This window comes from Herbaspirillum sp. Her4 (genome assembly GCF_057961335.1).
In genome coordinates, this window is record NZ_CM176330.1 from 828,038 (window position 1) to 848,627 (window position 20,590).

23 protein-coding genes are annotated in these 20,590 nt (G+C 64.3%); 9 read left to right on the plus strand and 14 right to left on the minus strand.

Translation table 11 applies throughout. The features are described 5' to 3' along the window. Window positions 1-29: 29 nt before the first annotated feature. Genes ACWFUC_RS03810 through ACWFUC_RS03820 form a run of 3 tightly spaced genes read right to left on the minus strand, consistent with a single transcriptional unit; the run spans window position 30 to window position 1,663 of the window. A complete protein-coding gene (locus ACWFUC_RS03810) occupies window positions 30-407 on the minus strand; it encodes a c-type cytochrome (protein WP_205703729.1) in 378 nt (125 codons plus the stop codon). 32 nt (window positions 408-439) lie between these two features. Next, window positions 440-1,231 (minus strand): DUF2145 domain-containing protein, encoded by a 792-nt coding sequence (locus ACWFUC_RS03815; protein WP_489624156.1) that lies wholly within the window; start codon window positions 1,229-1,231, stop codon window positions 440-442. Between the two features lie 21 nt (window positions 1,232-1,252). Further along, entirely contained in the window at window positions 1,253-1,663 is a 411-nt protein-coding gene (locus tag ACWFUC_RS03820; protein WP_134134172.1) for a hypothetical protein, read from the minus strand. 205 nt (window positions 1,664-1,868) lie between these two features. On the opposite strand from ACWFUC_RS03820, the gene ACWFUC_RS03825 reads away from it, so the two are divergent. Next, a complete protein-coding gene (locus tag ACWFUC_RS03825; protein WP_489624157.1) occupies window positions 1,869-2,612 on the plus strand; it encodes a helix-turn-helix domain-containing protein in 744 nt (247 codons plus the stop codon). A 5-nt stretch (window positions 2,613-2,617) separates the two neighbouring features. On the opposite strand, the gene ACWFUC_RS03830 is transcribed toward ACWFUC_RS03825, so the two are convergent. The 4 genes from ACWFUC_RS03830 to ACWFUC_RS03845 form a co-directional block, all read right to left on the minus strand. Continuing rightward, window positions 2,618-3,847 carry an MFS transporter gene (locus ACWFUC_RS03830; RefSeq protein ID WP_489624158.1) on the minus strand — a complete coding sequence of 410 codons (1,230 nt, stop codon included), beginning with the start codon at window positions 3,845-3,847 and terminating at the stop codon, window positions 2,618-2,620. After that, complete coding sequence (locus tag ACWFUC_RS03835; protein ID WP_034335429.1) at window positions 3,844-4,191, minus strand: DMT family protein; 348 nt, start codon at window positions 4,189-4,191, stop codon at window positions 3,844-3,846. The genes ACWFUC_RS03830 and ACWFUC_RS03835 overlap by 4 nt, the downstream gene beginning before the upstream one ends. Window positions 4,192-4,269: 78 nt before the next feature. Then, window positions 4,270-5,004, minus strand: coding sequence for a hypothetical protein (locus tag ACWFUC_RS03840; protein WP_121041193.1), 735 nt, complete (start codon window positions 5,002-5,004; stop codon window positions 4,270-4,272). A gap of 159 nt (window positions 5,005-5,163) precedes the next feature. Next, a complete protein-coding gene (locus tag ACWFUC_RS03845; protein ID WP_489624159.1) occupies window positions 5,164-6,063 on the minus strand; it encodes a LysR family transcriptional regulator in 900 nt (299 codons plus the stop codon). Between the two features lie 89 nt (window positions 6,064-6,152). On the opposite strand from ACWFUC_RS03845, the gene speG reads away from it, so the two are divergent. Next, window positions 6,153-6,743: a spermidine N1-acetyltransferase gene (gene speG, locus ACWFUC_RS03850; protein ID WP_489624160.1), complete on the plus strand. Its 591-nt coding sequence runs from the start codon at window positions 6,153-6,155 to the stop codon at window positions 6,741-6,743. Window positions 6,744-6,811: 68 nt separating this feature from the next. Beyond that, the gene (locus ACWFUC_RS03855) at window positions 6,812-7,144 is read left to right on the plus strand and encodes a DMT family transporter (protein ID WP_034335425.1); all 333 of its coding nucleotides are present in this window, start codon (window positions 6,812-6,814) and stop codon (window positions 7,142-7,144) included. Between the two features lie 17 nt (window positions 7,145-7,161). Here ACWFUC_RS03855 and ACWFUC_RS03860 read toward each other — a convergent pair whose 3' ends face one another. Then, entirely contained in the window at window positions 7,162-8,103 is a 942-nt protein-coding gene (locus tag ACWFUC_RS03860) for a GlxA family transcriptional regulator (RefSeq protein WP_489624161.1), read from the minus strand. Between the two features lie 108 nt (window positions 8,104-8,211). On the opposite strand from ACWFUC_RS03860, the gene ACWFUC_RS03865 reads away from it, so the two are divergent. Continuing rightward, window positions 8,212-9,030, plus strand: coding sequence for an SDR family NAD(P)-dependent oxidoreductase (locus ACWFUC_RS03865; protein WP_134223880.1), 819 nt, complete (start codon window positions 8,212-8,214; stop codon window positions 9,028-9,030). Between the two features lie 181 nt (window positions 9,031-9,211). Here ACWFUC_RS03865 and ACWFUC_RS03870 read toward each other — a convergent pair whose 3' ends face one another. Then, window positions 9,212-10,561, minus strand: a complete 1,350-nt coding sequence (locus tag ACWFUC_RS03870; protein ID WP_121041207.1) for a sigma-54-dependent transcriptional regulator — start codon at window positions 10,559-10,561, stop codon at window positions 9,212-9,214. Then, the gene (locus tag ACWFUC_RS03875) at window positions 10,546-11,988 is read right to left on the minus strand and encodes a sensor histidine kinase (protein WP_259433682.1); all 1,443 of its coding nucleotides are present in this window, start codon (window positions 11,986-11,988) and stop codon (window positions 10,546-10,548) included. The genes ACWFUC_RS03870 and ACWFUC_RS03875 overlap by 16 nt, the downstream gene beginning before the upstream one ends. Window positions 11,989-12,095: 107 nt before the next feature. Here ACWFUC_RS03875 and ACWFUC_RS03880 point away from each other — a divergent pair, with 107 nt between their 5' ends. Continuing rightward, the gene (locus tag ACWFUC_RS03880) at window positions 12,096-13,610 is read left to right on the plus strand and encodes a sensor domain-containing diguanylate cyclase (RefSeq protein ID WP_204726787.1); all 1,515 of its coding nucleotides are present in this window, start codon (window positions 12,096-12,098) and stop codon (window positions 13,608-13,610) included. Between the two features lie 117 nt (window positions 13,611-13,727). Further along, window positions 13,728-14,873, plus strand: a complete 1,146-nt coding sequence (locus ACWFUC_RS03885; RefSeq protein WP_489624162.1) for a helix-turn-helix domain-containing protein — start codon at window positions 13,728-13,730, stop codon at window positions 14,871-14,873. Here ACWFUC_RS03885 and ACWFUC_RS03890 read toward each other — a convergent pair. The 3 genes from ACWFUC_RS03890 to ACWFUC_RS03900 form a co-directional block, all read right to left on the minus strand. After that, complete coding sequence (locus ACWFUC_RS03890) at window positions 14,868-15,500, minus strand: hypothetical protein (RefSeq protein ID WP_288069904.1); 633 nt, start codon at window positions 15,498-15,500, stop codon at window positions 14,868-14,870. The genes ACWFUC_RS03885 and ACWFUC_RS03890 overlap by 6 nt on opposite strands. A gap of 228 nt (window positions 15,501-15,728) precedes the next feature. Beyond that, the gene (locus ACWFUC_RS03895) at window positions 15,729-16,379 is read right to left on the minus strand and encodes a 3-oxoacid CoA-transferase subunit B (RefSeq protein WP_034340601.1); all 651 of its coding nucleotides are present in this window, start codon (window positions 16,377-16,379) and stop codon (window positions 15,729-15,731) included. 13 nt (window positions 16,380-16,392) lie between these two features. Beyond that, entirely contained in the window at window positions 16,393-17,088 is a 696-nt protein-coding gene (locus ACWFUC_RS03900; protein ID WP_013236556.1) for a CoA transferase subunit A, read from the minus strand. Window positions 17,089-17,357: 269 nt separating this feature from the next. Here ACWFUC_RS03900 and ACWFUC_RS03905 point away from each other — a divergent pair, with 269 nt between their 5' ends. Continuing rightward, window positions 17,358-17,918: a PAS and helix-turn-helix domain-containing protein gene (locus ACWFUC_RS03905; protein ID WP_034340603.1), complete on the plus strand. Its 561-nt coding sequence runs from the start codon at window positions 17,358-17,360 to the stop codon at window positions 17,916-17,918. Between the two features lie 10 nt (window positions 17,919-17,928). Here ACWFUC_RS03905 and ACWFUC_RS03910 read toward each other — a convergent pair whose 3' ends face one another. Next, the gene (locus tag ACWFUC_RS03910) at window positions 17,929-18,873 is read right to left on the minus strand and encodes a LysR family transcriptional regulator (RefSeq protein ID WP_489624163.1); all 945 of its coding nucleotides are present in this window, start codon (window positions 18,871-18,873) and stop codon (window positions 17,929-17,931) included. Window positions 18,874-18,998: 125 nt separating this feature from the next. Here ACWFUC_RS03910 and ACWFUC_RS03915 point away from each other — a divergent pair, with 125 nt between their 5' ends. Both ACWFUC_RS03915 and ACWFUC_RS03920 read left to right on the plus strand, forming a co-directional pair. Continuing rightward, window positions 18,999-19,895: an MBL fold metallo-hydrolase gene (locus tag ACWFUC_RS03915; protein ID WP_489624164.1), complete on the plus strand. Its 897-nt coding sequence runs from the start codon at window positions 18,999-19,001 to the stop codon at window positions 19,893-19,895. A gap of 58 nt (window positions 19,896-19,953) precedes the next feature. Beyond that, window positions 19,954-20,565 carry an NAD(P)-dependent oxidoreductase gene (locus ACWFUC_RS03920; protein WP_039783000.1) on the plus strand — a complete coding sequence of 204 codons (612 nt, stop codon included), beginning with the start codon at window positions 19,954-19,956 and terminating at the stop codon, window positions 20,563-20,565. The last annotated feature ends 25 nt before the right edge of the window (window positions 20,566-20,590 follow it).

Here is a 20,590-nt window from a genome sequence, read left to right on the forward strand (position 1 = left end):
CGCTGATGCGTCAGCCGCCTAGACCGCGCTTATTGCTGGAAAGTTCGCAGATAGGCCAGGATGTCGTCGATCTGCTTGTCGCTGCCGATGCCCCAGAAGCGCATCTTGTTGCCGGGGACGACATCGCTGGGCGCCTTGAGGAAGGCCCGCAATTTGTCTTCGGTCCAGATGAAGCCGGCCGAGGCCATCGCCGGGGAATACTTGAAATCGGTGGTGGAACCAGCCTTGCGCCCGATCACGTTGGTCAGCTGCGGACCAAAACCGGCGCGCGCCGAGGGACCTACCGCATGACAGCTGGCGCATTTGGCGAAGGCGGCGCGGCCAGCCGCGACATCTCCCGCCCCCAGTGCGGACAACGGAGCAACAGCAATGACAAGGGCGAATGCCAGGCAATGATTGGGGCGCATGGATCGTTCCGGCCAACGCCGGCATCAGGAAATTACTGGATCACGAAATGGCTGGCTTCGACACCGGCTTTCTGCAGGAAAGCCAGCAGCGAATCCGCCGTAGTGGTCTCGATTCTATCGCTGAAGCGCAAGGCGTTGGGATGATCGTCAAAAGCGATGTTGGCCTTGAACATGCGTCCGCCCAGGCGCGTCATCGGTCCCAGGTTCAGGGTGTCCGGCACGTAGCCCTTGAACTTCAGCCAGGCCTGCGCCTGCTCACGCGTGGTGATCTGCGGCGCCAGCGCCATGGCGAGCATTTCGTTGACCCACTGGTTGGACTGCTGGTAGCGCGTCGCCCAGGGATAAGCCAGCATGTTGTACTGCGCTTCATGCAGGCGCGTGACCTGCGGGCGCACGAGGATCGCACGCAGGCGCTGTTGCACCTCCGGCTGCGGCACGGCCACATAGGCCTCCAGCAGGAAGGGAGAATCCATGAAGAACTGCCCCAGCCCCTGTTCATAGAGATTGCTCACGGCCGTTCCGCATTCGTTGAGCTTGTGGACCACAACCCACTGCTGGCCATCGCGATAGGCAAACGCCAGGTGCGAATAGCGTTGCCGGTACTTGCTCAGGTCTTGCCCGACACGGCCGATGATGACCACGTCTGCACCGCTGGCATTGAGCCGCTCGACGGTGCGCACGGCCATGTCCAGCTGGGCTTGCACGGCGGTGGCATCAGGGATGGCCGGTTCGCAGGACTGCCCGGCGTGCGCCGCCAGCGGTGCTGCGACGGCCAGGACCAGACCGGCAAGCAGGCATTTGATACGAAGTTGAAACAAAGCCATGGCGATCTCCCCTTGTGCCGGTCAGGACAGTTTCTCGCTCTTGAGCAGCGCCCGGCCCAGCGCATTGGGAATGATCGCCAGCACCTTGCCGGAGGCCACCAGCAGCGTGCCGGACGCAGAGGTCACGAACGTGACCGATTCACCGACGCCCACCGAGGCCGCGCCGCTGACATTGGCACCGACCGTGACCGAACCACGGATGCCCTCGCCCACTTTTTCCAGCACATAGACCGTACCATCGGCGGAGGCTTCCACGCCCTTGACCACGTAGCGTCCGCCTTCGGAAATGAAGGCGGCAGGCAGCATCACCGAGACCACCACCGACACGGTGGACGCATCGCTGTTGCGCGACTGGGCATGTACGGGGGCGCTCAGGAGGGCGGCGATCAAGACGCAGGAAAGCGTGAGGCGATGCAGCAGCGGGCTGTTCATGATGGACTCCTTGTTCTTTGACTGATGAGGGATGTGTGAATGACGGCTTGCTGGTCCGCCTTGGCGGGTCAGCGGGACGCACTGTAGCAATGCCCCTGCAGAACGTGGATCACCTCATCAGAAAGCGCAGTTCCTGTCGCATCCGGTATCGAAATACAATACCGGCCAAACATCGCGCGCCACGCGCATCACAAGGAGGAAGGACATGGCCCAGGCCGAATCGCTGGTCAATGCATTGAAGAATCTGCTCAAGGCGCGTGGCATCACCTATGCGCAACTGGCCAAGGGACTGGGCCTGAGCGAGGCCAGCGTCAAGCGCATCTTCGCCGAGCGCAGCTTCACATTGGAGCGGCTGGATCTGGTCTGCACGCTGCTGGGCATCCAGATCAGCGACCTGGCGCGCATGGTGGTGGCCGAGCAGCCGGTGCCCTCGCGCCTGACCGAAGAACAGGAAAAGAAACTGGTGGCCGATCCCAAGCTGCTGCTGGTGGCCGTGCATGCCCTGCACCAGTGGACGCTGGAAGACATCCTCGCCAGCTTCGCCATGAGCAAGGCCGAATGCATCCGCCTGCTGGCGCGGCTGGACAAGCTGGGCATCCTCGACCTGCTGCCCAACAACCGCATTCGCGTGCGCGTCGCGCCGGACTTCACGTGGTTGCCGGGCGGGCCGATCCAGCAGTATTTCCGCGCGCAGTTGCGCAATGATTTCTTCAACTCCCATTTCGACAAGCGGGGCGAGAAGATGATCATGGTCAGCGGCACGCTCTCCGAGGAAAGCAATGCCGCCGTACAACGCGCCATGAACCGGCTGTCCTCCGACTTCCTCAGCGCGCATCAGCAGGATCTGTCGCTGCCGCTGGAACGGCGTCATGGCACGGCGCTGATCGTGGCCCTGCGGCCCTGGACACCGGCGCAATTCCGCGATCTGCGCCGCGTAGAAGACGAATAGGACGATTACTTCGCCACCGCCACCGGCCGGCCGCCCGGCGCATGATCGCGCCGCTCGGCCAGCACGCCCCACACCACCAGTGCCAGCAAGGCGATCCCGGTCAGGGCCGCAAAGGCCGCGCCATAACCGTAATGCTTGGCCACCACGCCGGCCAATGCCGGGCTCATGGCTGCACCGATGGACTGGATGGTCGTGACCGCACCCAGGCCGATGTTGATGTGGCCGCTACCCTGCAGGATGCGCGCCACCGAGCCCGGCAGGGCCACGCCCAGCAGACCCGCACCGACGCCATCGAGCATCTGCACCGGCAACAGCGCCCAGGCCGAATCCCATACCCCGGCCACCAGGCCGCGCACCGGCAACGCCAGCAGTGCCACGGTAATGAGCAGCCAATAGCCCTTGCGGTCGGCGAAGCGGCCCGCAAAGAGCGCCGTGGGAATCATCACCAGTTGCGCCACGATCACGGTCAGCGCCGTATAGAGCGCCGGATCGGCATGGCCGCGCGAGACCACCGACTGGCTCAGCAAGGGCAGCATGGCTGCATTGCCCAGGTGGAAGAGCATCATCGCCAGCGCCAGCAGCATCAGCGGGCGCGACCCGGCCAGCACGCGCCAGGTGGACACCTGCGGCTGGTCAGCGGCACGTTCGGGGTCGAGGCCACGGGCGACATCGTGGTCGATGTCCTCGGGACGGATGCGCGAGAGGCACACCAGCGACGCCATCGCCATCACCGCCATCAGCACGAACACCGCCGGCAAGCCCCAGAAGTAGCCGAGTGCACCGGCCAGCGCCGCCGAGAAGACATTGCCGCCGTGGTTCCAGGCCTCATTCTTTCCCAGCTGCGAAGGCAGGCCCTGCTGGCCGACGATGCCCAGCGTCAGGCCGGCAATGGCCGGTCCGATGATGGCCCCGACGATGCCGGTGCCGACCTGCGACACCGCCGTGATCGTGAAGCTGGGCGAGACCAGCAACAACAGCGAGCCCGCCACCACCAGCACCGAGCCGATGCCGACCACCAGCCGCTTGGCGCGCACCGCATCGGTCAGCGCCCCGGCGGGCGTGGTGGCCAACATGCCGGCAATGCCGCCCAGCGTCATGACATAGCCGATGTCGTCCGCGGCCCAGCCGTGACCCATCAGGAACACACCGAGGAAAGGACCGAGCCCGTCGCGCACATCGGCCAGGAAGAAGTTCAGCCTGGAGAGCCAGGCGATCGAGCCCGCTTTGGTGTTCATCCGATGGGCCCCTTGAAGATGAAGAAGGCACCCAGGCAGATGCAGCCGAAGCCGACCAGGTGATTGATGGTGAACTGCTCACCCAGGTACAGCACCGAGAAGATCGAGAACACCACCAGCGTGATGACCTCCTGCATGGTCTTCAGTTCGGCGGCGTTGTAGACCGAGTGGCCGATGCGGTTGGCAGGCACCGCGAAACAGTATTCGGCCAGGGCGATGCCCCAGCTGACCAGGATCACCAGGTACAGCGGCCGGTTCTCGAACTTGAGGTGGCCGTACCAGGCAAAGGTCATGAAGACGTTGGAGATGATCAGGAAAACAATGGGAAGGATTTTTGGCGACATGGTTCTTATTCTTTATCAGGTGGATGAAATGACACGCGGAGAATCGGGCAGACCGCCGGCCTGCCCTGCCGCAACCCCTTATCGGACGCGGCTGTACAGCGGTTGCAGGGAATCCGCGCTGGCCCCGACATCAATGGCCTCGATGGCGGTACCGAAACTGTTGCGGGTCCCCAAGCCATTGGCAGCAAACGGCGCGCCAGGTTCCAGCGGCGTGCGCAGACTGTCGGGGGCGAAGCGCACGATGCTGCCGTCATCCAAGATGACGCCATTGGCTTCGCCACGCGGGCCGGTCAGCACCATGGCGATCTTGCCGCGCACCGAGAGCTGGCGCAGTTGCGCAGCGCGCAGATGGGGCGGCAGCGGCGGGTTGGCATCGAAGGCGGGCGGGCGGTCGATCACGGTCTGGCCGTTGGCCAGATTGACGATGGCATCGGCCTTGATCACGCCGGCCGCTTCAGCCTGGCCGAAGATGCGTACCGACTGGCCCGGCTTGACCGCGTTCTGCAGCGTCTGCGACAGGTGCGGCGGGAACTTGATCACGGTGCGCTCGCCCACCATCAGGCCATCGACTTCGCCGTAGGGATTGATCAGGAAGCGGCTCACTCGGCCTTCGGTGATGGGAGCCTGGGCGGTCATGGCGGCGTCATAGGTGGCGGGCGGGACCGGGGGTGCCATCGGGCCGGCGACCGGCGCGGCACCCGGCGGAGGCGGAGCAGGCGGCAAGGCCTGGGCTTGCGCCGCCATCATCGAACCCAACAGGGCCAGGGCCGAGAGCGCGGCCAGCGAACGGGGGAGGAAGGTGGAACGGTTCATGACAACTCCTTTGAGGTGAGAGGGGTACACCCTCTTTTGCAAACCCCGTGCCTGCCACGAATCCCATTTAAATCAATGACTTGCGAACTTCCCCTCAGGCACATGTGTCCGTTCCCGTGACACCTTGGCGTCCGCTGCCGGACACTGTCCGCGCCGCCATCACATGTCTTCGCCCAGCACCGCCTGTCCCTGGCTGCTCAACAACTGGCCGAAGCGCTCGCCTATCCATTGCGCGGTACTCCCCAGCGGGCGGCCCGGCAGCCACAGCATCTGCACCGACAGCAGCGGCAGGGCCAGCGCCGGACAGCGCAGCGGCACCAGTGCCTTGGCATGATCGAAATATTCGGCGACGTTGACCGGCAGGATGGCCCAGCCCAGGTTGTCGGCCACCATCTCGGCGATGCTGTAGTGATTGTCGGAGCGCCACAGCTTGGGGCTGTAGACCGGTTCTTCGACGCCATCGGCCTGCAGGATCAGTTGCCGGTATTGCGCCAGGTCGGTCTTGCGCAGGCGTTCGCGTGCGGCCAGGGGATGGCGCGGCGAGACGAAGATGCCTTGCGCCACCGAGCCGATGTGGCGCTGGTCGAAGCCGCTGGCCACGCGTCCCCGGTCGAAGTGAAAGCCGATGTCGGCGCGGCGCTGCTGCACGGCTGCCACCACTTCGGCCGGGGTGCCATCGAGCAAGGTCAGTTCCAGCGCCGGCGCGCGCGCCGACAATTCCCGCAGCAGCACGCGCAGGGCGGCATAGGGCAAGGCCTCGTCCAGCACCATGGTCAGGCAGGCTTGATCGCCCAGCGAAAAAGACCGGGCCCGTTCTTCCAGCGCATCGGCCTGGCGCAGCACCTCGCGCGCTTCCTGCAGCATGGCCGCGCCGACCTCGGTGAGGCCGGCCTTGTGGGCCGAACGGTCAAAGAGCGTGACGCCGAGATCGACTTCCAGCAGCGCGATGGCCGTACTGACGGCTGATTGGGCCCGGCCCAGGTGGCGTGCGGCGGCGCTGATGGAGCCCTGTTCGGCTGCAGCGACGAACTGGCGCAGTTGATCGAGATTCCATTGCATGTGGCACTCCATCTGACTTATCGATAGATATTATCTTTGTCGATCTGCCCTGACGGTGGATCATACTGGTTTTCCCACAAGGAGATTCCATGCAGAAATCACATGACCTCACCCGGACCGTGCGCCTGCGTCCGCTGGAGCGCGAAGACCTGCGCTTCGTCCATCACCTGAACAACAATGCGACGGTGATGCGCTACTGGTTCGAAGAACCTTATGAAACCTTCGCCGAACTCTCGGCCCTGTTCGAGGCGCACATCCACGAGCAGAACGAGCGCCGCTTCATCGTCGATGCCGATGGCGACAGCAGCGGCCTGGTGGAACTGGTGGAAATCAACACCGTCCACCGCAGTGCCGAATTCCAGATCATCATCGCGCCCGCCTCCCAGGGGCGCGGGCTGGCCGTAGAGGCCACGCGGCTGGCGCTGGACTATGGCTTTTCAGTGCTGAACCTGCACAAGATCTACCTCATCGTCGACCGCGAAAACGAGAAGGCCGTGCATGTCTACGCCAAGGCCGGCTTCCGGCAGGAGGGTGTGCTGAAGGAGGAATTCTTCATGAACGGCCAGTACCGCGACGTGATCCGCATGGGCATCTTCCAGCGCGATCACCTGGCCCGCATGCAGGCCGAACCGGCGCAGGAACACGCCGCACCCGCCATCGTGGAGACGGCGGTGCATTGAACCGCGCTCACTGAACGCACTGAACTCACTGTTTGCGTCGAATTGATTTATCCACAGGAGAATCCAGCATGTCCGCTTACCTGACCCTGGCGGTGGCCATCGTGGCCGAGGTGATCGCCACCACCGCCCTCAAATCCTCACAGGGATTCACGCGCCTGTTGCCGGGCATCATCGTGGTGCTGGGCTATGGAGTGTCCTTCTATTGCCTGTCGCAGACCTTGCGCACCATGCCGACCAGCGTGGCTTACGCGATCTGGTCGGGCGTGGGACTGGTACTCATCACGCTGGCCGCCTGGCTGATCCATCAGCAGCGGCTGGACTGGCCGGCCGTGGCCGGCATCGCGCTCATCGTTGCGGGCGTGATGGTGATCAACCTGTTCTCGGCCAGCGCGGCGCACTAGCGCATATCAAGCGCCCATCAGGCGCGCACTTCGCGCCGCATCGATTGCGGTGCCACCCCAAAGCCGCGCAGGAAGACTTCGCGCATGTGGCGGCGATCCCGGAAACCGGTCTCGCGCGCCACCACTTCCAGCGGATGGCGGCTTTGCTCGATCATCAGGCGCGCCGCTTCCAGCCGCAGGCCCTCGATGGCCTTGGCCGGGGATTGCCCGGTCTCCGCCGTGAATACGCGGGTGAACTGGCGCGCACTCAGGTTGGCCTGCTCGGCCAGTTCTTCCACCGTCAGCGCGCGCTTGAGATGGCGGCGCGCATAGTTCAGTGCATCCTGGATGCGATCCGTCTTGGGGGCCAGCGCCAGCATTTCCGAATGCTGCGACTGGCCACCGGCGCGATGCTGGTGCATTACCAGCTTGTGCGCCACGCTGCGCGCCACTTCCTCGCCCAGGTCCTTGCCGACCATGGCCAGCGCCAGGTCCAGCCCGGCGGTCATGCCGGCCGAGGTCCACAGCGGACCATCGACGATGTAGATGCGATCGTCTTCGATCTGGATATCAGGAAAGCGCGTACGCATCGCCGCAGCAAACGCCCAGTGCGTGGTGGCGCGGCGGCGTGCCAGCAGTCCCGACTCGGCCAGTACGAAACCGCCGGTGCAAATGCCGGCGATGCGCCTGGCCTTCTTTGCCGCCCGTTGCAGGAAGGCGCGCTCCTCCTGGCTCGCTGGCGACTCCAGCGGATTGCCCACGCCGCACACCACCCAAGTATCGATGGTGGCCGTGGCAGCCGCCCTGGTGGTGCTCACGCACATGCCCAGGGACGACGTGATCTCGCCACCCGCGACCGAATAGTTGTGCATGCGGTAGAAGTCGTGGCCCACGACCTTGTTGGCATATTCAAAGACCGACTGGGTGGCCAGGCCCATGACCTGGAAACCTTCGGTGAGCAGGTAGCCGATGTGGTGCATGTCCGACTCCGTAATGATGTCTCAAAACACTACCATATACGTCATTCAGGAAGTCCGCAAGCGACCTAAGATGCACTCCATCGACAACCCACATCGAAGGAGAACAGCATGAACCAGCCACACACCCAAGCCCGTCGTGGTACCGCCCTCGTCACCGGCGCCTCATCCGGCATCGGTGCCCTCTACGCCGACCGTCTGGCCCGCCTGGGCTACGACCTGATCCTGGTGGCCCGCAACCGCGACCGCCTCAATACCCTGGCCGCGCGCATCACCACCGAAACCGCCCGTAACGTCGAAGTGCTGGAAGCCGATCTTGGCCAGGCTGCATCGCTGGCTCAGGTGGAAGAAAAACTGCGCAGCGATGCCAGCATCACCCTGCTGGTCAACAACGCCGGCATCGGTACCCACACGCCGCTGCTGCAAAGCAAGGTCGAGCACATGACCGACATGATCGCGCTCAACGTCACCGCGCCGACCCGCCTGACCTATGCCGCCGTGCCCGGTTTCGTGGCCCGTGGCCGGGGCGCGGTGATCAACATCTCCTCCATCGTGGCCGTGGCGCCGGAAGTGCTCAATGGCGTCTATGGCGGCAGCAAGGCCTTCGTGCTGGCCTTCTCGCAATCACTGCATCATGAACTGGCTAACCAGGGCGTGCAGGTCCAGGCCGTGCTGCCGGGTGCCACCGCCACCGAGTTCTGGGCCATCGGCGGCCTGCCGGTGGAACACCTGGACCCGGCCATCGTGATGTCGGCCGAGCAGATGGTGGATGCGGCGCTGGTCGGCTTCCAGCGCGGCGAGCTGGTCACCATTCCCTCGCTGCATGACGAAACGGCATGGACCCGTTTCGACAGCGCGCGCCAGCAGATGGCAACCCAGCTCTCTGCCAATACCCCGGCACCACGCTATGCCGGTAGCGATCTCCACTGAGCAGCCCGCAAGGCCCCCGGTTCCTGCCTTTTTTGCCCTGATATGAAGCTTGCCGCCACGGCCCCCTGCGGGCGGGTGTGTGCGGCCTGTCCCAACTGACCTGGTGAAGGAAAATCATGAAACTCACCGCCGGCACCTGCGCACTGGCTGGCCTGCTGCTGGAGCAGCGCCTGCACCGGACCTAAGCGACTGCGCCGCCCTGCTCTTCCAGCTTGCGATACAACTGCTGACGCGAGATGCCCAGCCGGCGGGCGGCTTCGGCACGATTGCCGTTGGCCGCTGCCAGCGCGCGCTGCAGCATCACGCGTTCGACCTGCGCTATGGCCACGGCCAGCTCACCGTCCCAATCGATGGCGACGTCGCTGGCATTTTCCGTGACGCTGCGGTCGGCCAGGGCGATATCTTCCGGTTCGATGCAGGCACCATGGCTCATCACCGCCGCGCGTTCCATGGTGTTGCGCAACTCGCGCACATTGCCCGGCCAGGCGTGCTGCAACAGGCGACGCGCGGCGGCAGGACTGATGCGCTTGGGGGCATCGCCGCCCTGCTGGCGCAGGAAGTGTTCGGCAATGGCGAGGATATCGCCGGGACGCTCGCGCAGCGGCGGCACCTTGATCGGCAAGACCTGCAGGCGATACCACAGATCTTCGCGGAAACGTCCCTCGCTGATTTCCTGCGGCAGGTCGCGGTGCGTGGCGGCGATCACCCGCACGTCCACCTTGACCGCCTGCTGGCCGCCGACCGGCGTCAGTTCGCGTTCCTGCAGGACACGCAGGATCTTGGCCTGGGTCGGCAGGGCCATGTCGCCGATCTCATCCAGGAACAGGGTCCCGCCATGGGCCTCCTGGAAACGTCCCAGACGCGCGGCGGTGGCCCCGCTGAACGCGCCCTTGACGTGGCCGAACAGTTCGCTCTCGATCAGCTCCGCCGGAATGGCCGCGCAATTGATGGCCACGAAGGGACGTGCGGCGCGCAAGCCATTGCGATGCAGGGCACGCGCCACCAGCTCCTTGCCGGTGCCGGTCTCGCCCAGGATCAGCACGGTGGCGTCGCTGGTGGCAGCGCGCCCGATCTGCTTGAAGACCTGGCGCATGGCTTCGCTGTCGCCGACCAGGGCATTGCGCTCGTCACCGGTTGCGCTCTGCGTGACGCTGGCGTCTTCGGTTGCGGCCGGGCTCTGGCGCAGTGCGCGCTCCAGCGTTTCCACCAGGGCCGCGCGCGGCACCGGCTTGGTCAGGTGATCGAAGGCCCCCAGGCGGATGGCTTCGATGGTGTTGTCGCCGCTGGCGTAGGCGGTCAGCATGATGCAGGGGATGGCGGCGATGGCCGGGGCGCGCTGCAGGAAGACCAGGCCGTCTTCCTCGGGCATGCGCAGATCGACGATGGCGGCATCGACCGCATGCGCGGCCAGCAGGGTCAGGCCGGCAGCCGTACTGCCGGCTTCAAGGACTTCGTGGCCGAGGTCGCCGACGGTCTCGGCCAGGCTGCCGCGAAAGGCAGCATCGTCATCGACGATCAGGATGCGCGCCATGGCAACTCCATTTCAAAACGGGCACCGCGTTCGCTCGCGGCCAGGTGGATGACGCCGCCATGCGCATGCACGATCTCGCGCACCAGCACCAGGCCCAGGCCGGTGCCGCCAGTACGCTGGCTGACGAAGGGGTCGAACAGACTATCACGCAATTCCGCCGGCACGCCCGGACCATCATCGGCCACCCACAGCAGCAGTCGCCCGTCCTCGCGCAAGCGCGCACCCAATGCGATGTGGCCGCCTGCGGTGCAATGCGCCAGGGCGTTGAGCAGCAGGTTGTCCACCGCGCGCGCCATCTGCACCGGGTCCAGTGCGCTGGTGACAAGACTGCCGCCAAAGCTGGCGGCATCGATGGCCGAGGCCAAGCGCACCTGCTGGCGCTCGGCCAGTTCGGCGTGGGCCTGGCAGCGGGCCTCGATCCAGCTGGCCAGATCGACGGCCTGGCGCTGCACCTGGAACGGTTGCGCCAGTGCCAGCAGGCTGGCCACCAGCGTATCGAGCCGCTCGGTCTGGCTGACCACCATTTCGAGCGCGCCGGTCACGCGCGTCTCGCGCACCTGGGCGGGGGCGGCCAGGGCATTCTCGGCTTTCATGCGCATGGCCCCGATGGGATTGCGGATTTCATGGGCCATGCCGGCCGCCACCCGGCCCAGCGTGGCCAGCCGTTCGGCGTGGGCCAGCTGGCTGGCCAAGCGTTCGGACTGGCTGCGCCAGCGCGTGAGCGTGGCCCCCAGCCACACCCCGCTGATGATGACGAAGGCCAGCAGCAAGGCGCTGGCCACCAGCAACTGATTGAGCACGCTGGCGCTCATCACCGGCACGCGCTTGAGGGTCCACGCCGCCAGCGCCACCTTGCCCAGCGGCACCGGGCAGGCGGCGAACACCACCGCCTCGCGCAAGCCGGGCCGCACGTCGGTGACGGTCGTGCCGCCATCGAGGGCGCGCTGCGCAGTCGAGACGATGCGTTCCATTTCCGCACCCGGCGGATCACGTTTGATTCCGCTGCCGTCATAGGTCGGGAAGGCATAGGCCACGACGTCGCGCTGGGGATGCCAGAAACCGCCCTCCACCCCGGCCTGATCGCGCAGGGACAAGTCGATCACCGCCTGCATGATGGAGCTGCCGGGCAGGCCATCGCCATCGGCCGCCGTGCGGGACGCGCCGCTGCCGGAAGAGAGCGCATGGGCCAGGCCCGCGCTCATGGTGGCGCAGCTGACGGCGGCCTGGCCGGTGGCCTGGCTGATCTGCGAAGACGCGCCCTGGCGGCTCAGCTGCAGCAGCAGGAAGGCGAGAATGAGAGCGATCAGGGCGATGAAGGCCCACAGGATGACGAGGTCGCGCTTGATGGTGTTCTTGATGTTCAGGGAGCCTCCGGTGCGGCACAGATTCGGTTGACGACGCTCGCATTTGAACACGAAGCGGGCCACGCATTCTGCGATCAGACCGGCAGGGCTGCGCGGCGGTTCATCTTTTGTTGCAAGACAATCACGTTGCCGGCGATCAAGATGGAAGCGCTTTTTGCTTTATGCGTTAATTGCGCCTGGGGATTCGTGGGGGAACAAAAATCAAGCAGTTGAAGAAATACCTGGTCGTGGTATTGGGTATCGCCATGCTGATGGTGGTGGCCATGTGCGCCAGTACGCTTTATCAGAGCTATCGCCAGACTCGTCTTTCGGCGGTGGCCAACGCCGGCAACGTGACGCTGATCTCCCAGCGCGCCATTTCGCGCAACCTGGAGGTGCTGTCGCTGTCGCTGGATACGCTGGCCTACCGCTACCAGCATCCGCTGGGCGCACGCCGGCTGGAAGAGGCGCAGCGCTATGCCTATCTGTTCGGCAGCGCCGCCAGCGTCAGCCATATCGCGGTGATGGCCGTGATCGGCCCCAAGGGCGAGGTGCTGGCCAGTTCGCGCCGCCGCCCGGGCGAACCCGCTCCCAACTATGGCGACCGTGCCTATTTCACCGCGCACCGCGATGCGGACAATGTCGGCCTGTACGTCTCGCGGCCGATCCAGGCCAGCCTGGGCAATGAGCTGCAGGTGGTGGTGCTGTCCAAGCGGCTGTTCAATGACGATGGCAGCTTTGGCGGAGTCGTCGTCATGGCACTGGACCTGGCCTATTTCCGCGATCTGTTCGAGGGACTGTCGCTGGGTGCCGATGGCGTCATCTCGCTGTATTCGGATGATGGCGTGGCCTACATGCGGGTGCCGTATCGGGACGACGTCATCGGCCGCGATCTCAGTGGCAGTGCCAATTTTCAGCGCATCAAGAGTTCTCTCCAGCATGAGGAAGGCAGTTTCTTCGCGCGCGCCAACAGTGATGGCGTAGAGCGGCTCTATACCTTTCGGCGCATTCCCGACTCGCCGCTGATCGTCTTTGTCGGCTATTCGCAGGAGGCGATTTTCAAGAGCTGGCGCAAGACGCTCTATGCGGTGATCCTCTCGCTGTTCATCTTCACGCTGCTGCTGGCCTATCTGCTTTCGCACGTACGCCACGAGCTGCGCCGCCGCGTGAGCATCGAACGGCGGCTGGAAGAACTGGCCCTCACCGACGGCCTGACCGGCCTGCTCAACCGGCGCGCACTGGACGACGCCTTGCAGGCCACCTGGGAGCGCTGCCGGCGCAATCTCAATTCCACCTTCTCGGTGCTGTTCATCGATGTGGACTACTTCAAGCTCTACAACGACAGCTATGGCCACAAGCTGGGTGATGAGGTGCTGCGCGAAGTGGCGCAGGCCATCAACGAAAACCTGCCGCGCAATACTGACTGCGCCGGCCGCTACGGCGGCGAGGAATTCGTGGTGCTGCTGGAGCTGACCGAGGAACAGGGCGCGCTCCTGATGGCCCAGCGCCTGTGCGATGCGGTCTACAGCCGGCTGATCGTGCATGCCACCAGTCCCCTGCGCGTGGTCACCATCAGCGTGGGCGTGGCCACCCTGCAGCGCGGCCACCACCGCCGCGTGGAGGACGTGCTCAATGCCGCCGATGCCGCCCTGTACCGGGCCAAGCGGGATGGGAGAAATGCGGTGAGGGTCAGCGGGGTGGAGTGAGGCAGGGGTGGCGAGCTCGTCATGTGACGATATTGCGCACCATCTTGCAGGCCGCGGCTTGCATGCAACTTGACCTAACTTGACGCGGTGCGATGGTCTGCCTACCATCAGTCCACCATGCTCAATATCCCCTTGATCCTGCAATCGATGCAACAACGCGGCCTGACCAGAACCGCGTTGGCCACTGCCTGCGAAGTCAGCAAGGAAGCCGTGTCGAACTGGCTTTCCGGGCAATCTCTGCCCCGGCCACGCAAATTGCTGCGGCTGGCGGAGATTCTTCATATCGAAGTGACGCAACTGATGGCCCCCGATGATGAACCCGTCATCGCCTTTCGTACCACGGGTGGCCAGCGCGCCAGTGATGCTGCCAGGGAAGCTGCGGTTACGGCGGCAGAACATCTGCAGGAATTGCTGCCGCACTTGCCGCACCCCCGGCTGTTTTCCCCGGCGGTTCTGGAATCTCCCTCGCTGGAAGAAGCTTATCTGCTGGAAGCCACCCGCCAGGTACGGGACCGGCTGGGACTGGCCGATGATGCGCCAGTACAGCGCCAGGAGCTGCTAGCCCTGTTGCAAGGTTTCGGAGCCATCATGGTGCCGGTTTACTGGAACCGGCAACGGCACGGTCATGAAAATGCTTTGAGCATCTACCTGCCGCGCAGCAAGACCACCTGGGTCTTCGTCAATCTGCATGCGTGTATCGGCACCTTCAATGCCTGGCTTGCCCATGAGTTGGGGCACTGCTACACCCTGCACCGGCTGGCTGCCGATGAGGGTGAACTCTTCGCGGAACGCTTCGCCCAAGCGCTGCTGTTTCCTCCCGCTGCGGCTGCACGGGCCGCAGCGGAATTGGGCAAGGTCTCGGGCGATGAGGCCTTGCGTCTGCTGGCCTGGTATGCAGGCAAATACGAGGTACCGATGTCCACCATCGTGGCCCGGGTCGATCTCTGGCTGGCGCACCAAGGCCGCAAGGTCAGCGGGCTCAAGCGCAAGCAGCGAGGCTGCGATGTGCATGGAGAGGGAAGACAGGAAACGCTCTCCGTCAGCGCAGCCCTGTTCGGCGCTGAACAGTTGCCAGCGGAGCACTATATCCGCACCGCCGCTGACTTCTTCCGTACCCCTGTATTCGAGGCGCTGGCGTGCTGGCAACGCCGGCAAGGCGGCGGCTCGCCAGCCTTCGTGGCCAGCGCACTCAATGTCGATATCGGCCACGCGGTAGAAATCTCGTTTGCCCTCTCCCCGGCAAGCGGCATGCTTGCGTCATAGTGCCTCGGCTGATTCGCCGAACAGCTCCAGATATCGCCTGCGCCAGCCAGCTGGAAGCAAGGTTTCCATGCGCACCCAGGTCGAGACTGTGTCGCGACGCTGTTGCGAACTCAAACGCCCGTGCTGCTCCAGCAAATGCAGCAGGGTCAGGGAATCAATACAGGCCTGGGGTGCTTCCTCACCCGCCGCCATGAGGTCTCTGATCAATTCTGTCAGCGCTTTCTCGTCAGTTGCGATCACGCCGCGCAGCACGATGCCTGTGGCCAGCAGCTCTGTATCCTCGCACGACAGCGGCGTCAGCCTGGCGCCGCGCGTGTTGCGATGCTGGACGAACAGCCTCGCGTAGACCGCAAGCGGTCCGCGCTGCGCTTCGACCAGACGCTTCTTGGGCTGTGTCAGGCGCAACGCACCCTGCTCCAGGTCCACCGAGCGCGGGGGAATACCGACCTGCGAGAAGATCTGGCCGAGCCGGGAATTGGCCTTGAATTCATCAATGAGAGACGCCAGTGTCAGCAGCCGATAGCCGCCTACCACCTGTCCCAACAGCGGAAGGACCGGCGAGCAATAGAGACGAAGGAAGCAATTGGTATCGAGCAGAAGTATGCGGGGACTCGGCGCTTTCGGCATGGAAGAGCAGGCAGATTGACGAGGAGAAACAGGAGTCAAAAAGTATAGCCAGCCATGCTGCTGTCCCCGGCTGCTCTACCCGCTTCATCCAGCAAAAACCGATGAATGTGGATGATGGACTCCGGTCGTCCTGCATTCCGGCGCTGAAAATGACGAAGGGCACCACATGCATGGTGCCCTTCGCTCATCCAACACGGCAGTGACTGCCGCCTCCGGTCTTTCAAACGATCAGACCTCGCTCACATCCAGCGGCGCTTCGGTCTTCTCGATCACTTCTTCCTTGGTCACGCCGGAAGCCAGTTCGATCAGCTTCAGGCCGCCCGGGGTCACGTCGATCACGCCCAGATCGGTGATGATGCGGTTGACCACGCCCACGCCGGTCAGCGGCAGGTTGCAGTCGTTCAGGATCTTCTTGGAGGTGCTGCCATCCTTGGCCTTGGCCACGTGCTCCATCAGCACCACCACGCGGCCCACGCCGGCCACCAGGTCCATCGCGCCGCCCATGCCCTTGACCATCTTGCCGGGGATCATCCAGTTGGCCAGGTCACCCTTGGCCGAGACCTGCATCGCCCCCAGGATGGCGATGTTGATCTTGCCGCCGCGGATCATGCCGAAGGAGTCCGCCGAGCTGAAGAAGGACGAACCGGGAATGGTCGTCACGGTCTGCTTGCCGGCGTTGATCAGGTCAGGGTCGACCTGGTCTTCGGTGGGGAAGGGGCCGATGCCCAGCAAGCCGTTCTCGGATTGCAGCCACACTTCGATATCGTTCGGAACGTGGTTGGCGACCAGGGTCGGCAAGCCGATGCCCAGGTTCACGTAGAAGCCGTCCTGCAGTTCCTTGGCTGCGCGCGCAGCCATTTCATCTCTGGTCCATGCCATTTTCTGTGTCTCCTTATGCGCGCACGGTGCGTTGTTCGATGCGCTTCTCGGGCGTGGCATTGACCACGATGCGATGCACGAAGATGCCGGGGGTGTGGATCTGGTCCGGATCGAGCTGGCCCACTTCCACCAGTTCTTCCACTTCCACCACGGTGACCTTGCCGGCCATGGCGACGTTGGGGTTGAAGTTGCGCGCGGTCTTGTTGAAGACCAGGTTGCCGGCCTTGTCGGCCTTGTGTGCCTTCACCAGCGACACGTCGGCCACCAGCGAGCGTTCCATCACGTAGCGCTCGCCGTCGAACTCGCGCACTTCCTTGCCTTCGGCCACCAGCGTGCCCACACCGGTCTTGGTGAAGAACGCGGGGATGCCGGCGCCACCGGCGCGCAGCTTTTCGGCCAGGGTCCCTTGCGGGGTGAACTCCAGTTCCAGTTCGCCGGCCAGGTACTGGCGCTCGAACTCCTTGTTCTCGCCCACGTAAGAAGCGATCATCTTCTTGATCTGGCGGGTGGTCAGCAACTGACCCAGGCCGAAACCATCGACGCCGGCGTTGTTGGAAATGGCGGTCAGGTTCTGCACGCCCGAATCACGCAGGGCGGCGATCAACGCCTCGGGGATGCCACACAGGCCAAAGCCGCCGACCGCAATGGTCTGACCGTCCTTGACGATGTCTTTCAACGCGGTGGCCGCGTCTGGATACACTTTGTTCACGAGTCTCCTTTCGGCTCTTGTCTTGCGAGCAGGGTTGCAAGCGGGCCGGCGGACATGCCGGCTTCAACAGGGATGGGCGCAGGGGCTTCTCTTGCGCAACGTCCGCAGACGTCGCCGGGCCCCGTTCGGCTCCAAATAGCGCCAATTATCATAGGGCAGCTGAAATAGGCCATACAATACGGTAAAAATACCTGGCGCAATGCAGCATGGTACCGTCAGACAGACGGTCCCGCCAGTTGCGAGGGACCAGCCAACCATTGCAGCAACTCATGACCCAGCCACTCCCCATCGATTTCGAACAGGTTTTCATGCACGCGCCCATCGGCATGTGCGTCTCGCACAATCGCGTGATCCAGCAGGCCAACCTGGCCATGGCCGACATGTTCGGCTATGAGGTCGATGCGCTGCGCCAGACTTCCTTCCAGGAGATCTACCCCACCGCCGACGAATTCGAACGCACCGGCCTGCGCCTGGTGCCCATCCTCAACGAAAAAGGTTTTTATTCGGACGAGCGCATCATGAAGCGCTCCAACGATGAAATGTTCTGGTGCCACGTCACCGGCCATGCGCTCAACCGCGACAACCCGCACGCGGCCGGTATCTGGACCTTTGAGGATGTCAGTGCAAAACGTCCCATCGCCCCCGGCCTGACCCCGCGCGAACGCGAGATCGCCGCACTGCTGGTGGAAGGCAAGACCAGCAAGCTCATCGCCCGCCAGGTCGAACTGAGCCCGCGCACGGTGGAAATGCATCGCGCCCGCCTGATGCGCAAGTTCGCCGCATCTACCTCCTCCGAACTGGTGCACAAGCTGCTGAGCATCACGCCCTGATCACCCTTGATCAGAACGGCAGGCCCGCAAAACGCTGCGCCAGGAAATCCAGCATCGTGCGCAAGGTCGCCGGCATGTGCTTGCGCGAGGCATAGACGCCATAGATGCCCAGCTGCAAAGGCTCGTAATCGGGCAGCAATTGCACCAACTGGCCGCTGGCGACCAGCGGAGCCACCGTATAGGCCGGCATGTGGCCGATGCCCACGCCGGCCAGCACCGCCTGCAGCAACACCGTCACCTCGTTGGCGCTGATGGTGCCGCCTACCGCCACGCTTTGCGTCTGCTTCTTCGTCTGCGTCTTCGCGGCGGCAGCGCCCTTGCCAGCCCTGGCTTTTTTCTTCTTCGGTTCGAACTGCCACAGGCTGCGCCCCACATAGGAATGGGTCAGGCAATTGTGCAAGGCCAGGTCTTCGACCTTGCGCGGCATGCCATGGCGCGCAAGGTAATCCGGCGTGGCGCAAATGACCGAGTGGCAGACCCCCAGCGGACGCGCGATCAGATTGGGTTCCAGCCGGTTGGTCATGCGGATGGCCAGGTCGATGCGTTCTTCCACCAGGTTCACGGTGCGGTCCAGCGCCAGCAAGTCCACTGCCACCCCCGGATAGCGGCGGCCATACTCGACCACGGCCTGGATCAGCTGGGTCTGCGCAAAGGAGGTACTGGTCGTAATGCGCAGGAGCCCGCGCGGCGTTTCATCGGGCGTATCGAGAACATGGCGCATGTCCTCGGAATACTCCAGCATCTGGCGGCAGCGCGGCAGCAATTCATTGCCGGCGGGCGTGAGCGAGAGCCGCCGCGTGGTCCGATGCAGCAGGCGCGCACCAACCCAGTCTTCCAGCTCGGCCACGTAGCGCGACACCACCGGCCGCGACAAGTCCAGCTGCTCGGCCGCCGCCGACAGGCTGCCGCCATCCACCACCGTCACGAAAACCTGCATGGCCATCAGGCGATCCATCGGGGCCCCTTTTTCATTTGAACGATTTCAGAAACAAACTGTGATCGATTATGCTGTTTTTCGAAATCAAAAGCGATCCTATGATGGCGGCTCCTGACACCCATCCACCTCTTTCCGGAGTCGCCATGTTTTCCACCCGTCGCCTGCTGCGTCCCCTGCTGGCCATCGCTGTCACCGGCCTGCTGGCCTTCTCGGGCGCGGCCGTCCAGGCTGCCGCACCGCTCAAGCTCGACATCTACAATCCCGGCAAAGAAGCCATCTTCCCGGTCAGCTCGGTGCTGGTCACGGGTGAGCGCGAAGCGATCCTGGTCGATGCGCAATTCGGCCAGCGCGAAGCGCAGCAGGTCGTGGACAAGATCCGCGCCAGTGGCAAGAAGCTGACCACCATCTACATCAGCCACGGCGACCCGGATTACTACTTCGGCCTGGAAACCCTGCACGCCGCCTACCCGGACGCCAAGATTGTGGCCTCCGCGCCGACCGTGGAACACATCAAGGAAACGGCTGCCGGCAAGCTGGCCTACTGGGGCCCCAAGCTGGGTGACAACGCGCCCCGCGCCACCATCACGCCGGAAGTGCTCAAGGGCAAGACGCTGACGCTGGAAGGCCGCAAGCTGGAAATCGTCGGCCTGGACGGCCCGCAGCCAGATCGCAGCTTCGTCTGGATTCCCTCGCTCAAGGCCGTGGTTGGCGGCGTGGTGGTGGCCGGCAACATCCACGTATGGGTGGCCGATACGCAAAGCATGAAGTCGCGCCTGGACTGGCTCGGCACGCTGGGGCGCATCGAGAAGCTCAAGCCGGCCGTCGTCGTGCCCGGCCACTATGCCGCCGGTGCGCCGCTGGATATCGCCTCGGTGCGTTTCACCCGCGACTACCTGAAGGCCTTCGACCAGGAAGCCGCCAAGGCCGCCGATGGCAATGCCCTGATCGCCGCCATGAAGCAGCGTTATCCTGACCTGGGCGATACCGGCTCGCTGGAGCTGTCCGCCAAGGTCATCAAGGGCGAAATGAAGTGGCCCTGATCTGAACTGCATTGATCCGAAGCTGTTTGTCCTCCCTCTCCATCAGAAAGGAAACACCATGAAAATCGCACTCATCGGCGCCTCCGGCAACGTCGGCACCCGCATCGTGGACGAAGCCCTGCGCCGCGGCCACAACCTCATCGCCATTGCCCGCGACGCCGGCAAGATCGCCCAGCGTACCGGCGTGACTGCCGTCTCGGCTGACGTCAAGGACGCGGCCGCCCTGGCCACCGCCATCAAGGGCGCGGACGTGGTCGTCTCCAGTGGCCGCTTTACTGCCTTCGGTGCGGACGACCTCCTGCCGGCCCTGAAGGCAGCCGGCGTCAAACGTCTGGCCGTGGTCGGCGGTGCCGGCAGCCTGGAAATCGCACCGGGCAAGGCGCTCATCGATACCCCGGAATTCCCCGCCGAATACATGCCCGAGGCATCCGGTGGCCGTGACTTCCTCAATGCCCTGCGTGAAGAGACCGAGCTGGAGTGGACCTTCCTGTCGCCCTCGGCGCTGTTCATCGCCGGCGAGCGCACCGGCCAGTTCCGCCTGGGCCAGGATGCACTGCTGGTCGGTGCCGATGGCAAGAGCTGGATCTCCTACGAGGACTACGCCGTGGCCCTGCTGGACGAGCTGGAACAACCGAAGCACGTGCGTGCCCGTTTCACGGTAGGCTACTGATCCACTAAGCTTGACGGGCCTGACG

What these genes read in the sequence shown, in the direction of transcription:
- ACWFUC_RS03905 (WP_034340603.1), top strand. Translation starts at nt 17,358, where the DNA reads ATGACCCAGCCACTCCCCATCGATTTCGAACAGGTTTTCATGCACGCG.
- ACWFUC_RS03845 (WP_489624159.1), bottom strand. Translation starts at nt 6,063, where the DNA reads ATGCAATGGAATCTCGATCAACTGCGCCAGTTCGTCGCTGCAGCCGAA.
- ACWFUC_RS03860 (WP_489624161.1), bottom strand. Translation starts at nt 8,103, where the DNA reads ATGCACCACATCGGCTACCTGCTCACCGAAGGTTTCCAGGTCATGGGC.
- speG (WP_489624160.1), top strand. Translation starts at nt 6,153, where the DNA reads ATGCAGAAATCACATGACCTCACCCGGACCGTGCGCCTGCGTCCGCTG.
- ACWFUC_RS03885 (WP_489624162.1), top strand. Translation starts at nt 13,728, where the DNA reads ATGCTCAATATCCCCTTGATCCTGCAATCGATGCAACAACGCGGCCTG.
- ACWFUC_RS03840 (WP_121041193.1), bottom strand. Translation starts at nt 5,004, where the DNA reads ATGAACCGTTCCACCTTCCTCCCCCGTTCGCTGGCCGCGCTCTCGGCC.
- ACWFUC_RS03910 (WP_489624163.1), bottom strand. Translation starts at nt 18,873, where the DNA reads ATGGATCGCCTGATGGCCATGCAGGTTTTCGTGACGGTGGTGGATGGC.
- ACWFUC_RS03810 (WP_205703729.1), bottom strand. Translation starts at nt 407, where the DNA reads ATGCGCCCCAATCATTGCCTGGCATTCGCCCTTGTCATTGCTGTTGCT.
- ACWFUC_RS03895 (WP_034340601.1), bottom strand. Translation starts at nt 16,379, where the DNA reads ATGGCATGGACCAGAGATGAAATGGCTGCGCGCGCAGCCAAGGAACTG.
- ACWFUC_RS03855 (WP_034335425.1), top strand. Translation starts at nt 6,812, where the DNA reads ATGTCCGCTTACCTGACCCTGGCGGTGGCCATCGTGGCCGAGGTGATC.
- ACWFUC_RS03865 (WP_134223880.1), top strand. Translation starts at nt 8,212, where the DNA reads ATGAACCAGCCACACACCCAAGCCCGTCGTGGTACCGCCCTCGTCACC.
- ACWFUC_RS03835 (WP_034335429.1), bottom strand. Translation starts at nt 4,191, where the DNA reads ATGTCGCCAAAAATCCTTCCCATTGTTTTCCTGATCATCTCCAACGTC.
- ACWFUC_RS03870 (WP_121041207.1), bottom strand. Translation starts at nt 10,561, where the DNA reads ATGGCGCGCATCCTGATCGTCGATGACGATGCTGCCTTTCGCGGCAGC.
- ACWFUC_RS03820 (WP_134134172.1), bottom strand. Translation starts at nt 1,663, where the DNA reads ATGAACAGCCCGCTGCTGCATCGCCTCACGCTTTCCTGCGTCTTGATC.
- ACWFUC_RS03825 (WP_489624157.1), top strand. Translation starts at nt 1,869, where the DNA reads ATGGCCCAGGCCGAATCGCTGGTCAATGCATTGAAGAATCTGCTCAAG.
- ACWFUC_RS03830 (WP_489624158.1), bottom strand. Translation starts at nt 3,847, where the DNA reads ATGAACACCAAAGCGGGCTCGATCGCCTGGCTCTCCAGGCTGAACTTC.
- ACWFUC_RS03815 (WP_489624156.1), bottom strand. Translation starts at nt 1,231, where the DNA reads ATGGCTTTGTTTCAACTTCGTATCAAATGCCTGCTTGCCGGTCTGGTC.
- ACWFUC_RS03890 (WP_288069904.1), bottom strand. Translation starts at nt 15,500, where the DNA reads ATGCCGAAAGCGCCGAGTCCCCGCATACTTCTGCTCGATACCAATTGC.
- ACWFUC_RS03920 (WP_039783000.1), top strand. Translation starts at nt 19,954, where the DNA reads ATGAAAATCGCACTCATCGGCGCCTCCGGCAACGTCGGCACCCGCATC.
- ACWFUC_RS03915 (WP_489624164.1), top strand. Translation starts at nt 18,999, where the DNA reads ATGTTTTCCACCCGTCGCCTGCTGCGTCCCCTGCTGGCCATCGCTGTC.